This window comes from Amycolatopsis orientalis DSM 43388 (assembly GCF_000411975.1).
Lineage (GTDB): Bacteria > Actinomycetota > Actinomycetes > Mycobacteriales > Pseudonocardiaceae > Amycolatopsis > Amycolatopsis orientalis_D.
The window spans coordinates 1-1,280 of sequence record NZ_ASXG01000167.1 but is presented as its reverse complement, the minus strand read 5'-3'; the positions used below and the strand labels follow the sequence as shown (position 1 = coordinate 1,280).

Annotated in this window: 1 protein-coding gene; it reads right to left on the bottom strand. The window is 72.0% G+C overall.

Going from position 1 to position 1,280, the window contains the following annotated elements:
* Nucleotides 1-14: 14 nt before the first annotated feature.
* Nucleotides 15-1,217, bottom strand: a complete 1,203-nt coding sequence (locus L942_RS34830) for an IS30 family transposase (protein ID WP_051166466.1) — start codon at nt 1,215-1,217, stop codon at nt 15-17.
* Between the last annotated feature and the right edge of the window lie 63 nt (nt 1,218-1,280).

The window sequence follows — 1,280 nt, the reverse complement described above, 5'->3', positions numbered from 1 at the left end:
AAGGAGCGGCGGATTCACGTGGTGGTTGCAACACCTGGTGTTTGTTGGTGTGAGAGTAGTCGTGCGAGGGTTTCGGCTGGGGTGTGCCAGCCGAGGGTCTCGCGGGGTCGTCCGTTGAGTTCGGCGGCGACGCGGGCGAGGTCGTCGGTGGTGTGGCGGGACAGGTCGGTGCCTTTGGGGAAGTACTGGCGCAGCAGGCCGTTGGTGTTCTCGTTGCTTCCGCGCTGCCAGGGCGAGTGGGGGTCGCAGAAATAGATCTCCAGCCCGGTGTCCAGCGTGATGGTCTTGTGGTGGGCCATTTCGGTGCCCTGGTCCCAGGTCAGCGACCTGAGCAGCAGCGGCGGCAGGGTCTGGATCGCTTCGGTCATCGCGGTCGCGACCGCGGCTGCGTCCCGCCCGTGGGGCAAGGCCACCAGGACCGCGAACCGGGTCGAGCGTTCGACCAGCGTCCCGATCGCGGACTTGTTGTCCTTGCCCAGGACCAGATCGCCCTCCCAGTGCCCGGGGACCGCGCGGTCGGCGGCCTCGGCGGGCCGTTCGCTGATGTTGGCCATGTCCCGGATCCGGGCCCCGGACAGCCGCTGCCGTGCCCGGGCCCGGGCGCGGGGGATCCGCAGCGCCCGCCCGGTCCGCAGCGCCTGTGCCAGTTCCCGGCGCAGCGCGCCCCGGCCCTGCACGTACAGCGACTGGTAGATCGTCTCGTGCGACACCCGCATCTCCGGCCGGTCGGGGAAGTCCAGCACCAGTCTCGCCGAGATCTGCCGCGGCGACCACTTCCGGGCCAGCCCCGCCCGCACCGCCTCCCGCAGCACCGGGTCGGCGGCCAGTTTCGCGACCTTGGGGCGTTTCGCGCGCTGCTCCGCGGCGTGCTGGGCGCTGCTGGCCCGGTAACCCGAGGACCCGGTGTTGCGGGACAGCTCCCGCGACACCGTCGACGCCGGCCGCCCGAGCGCCCGCCCGATCGCGCGGACGCCGTGGCCCGCCGCCCGCAAACAGGCGATCTCCTCCCGCTCGGCCAGGCTCAACCGCACCGGCCCCGGCCGACGGGGCGCATTCCCGATCACCCCGCCAGCCTGGCGGAACAACCGCGCCCCCGTCGGCGCGGCGATCCCCACCGACCACGCCGCCGGCTTCACCGCCACCCCCGACCGCACCCGCTCCCAAAACTCCACCTGCACCGACCGCGGCAACCACCGGAACTTCCGCACCCCCGCCATCACAACCCCCCTCCAACCAGACGGTGTTGCAACAACCCCATGACCCCAAGAGCCCTTCACGGA

What these genes read in the sequence shown, in the direction of transcription:
- L942_RS34830 (WP_051166466.1), bottom strand. Translation starts at nt 1,217, where the DNA reads ATGGCGGGGGTGCGGAAGTTCCGGTGGTTGCCGCGGTCGGTGCAGGTG.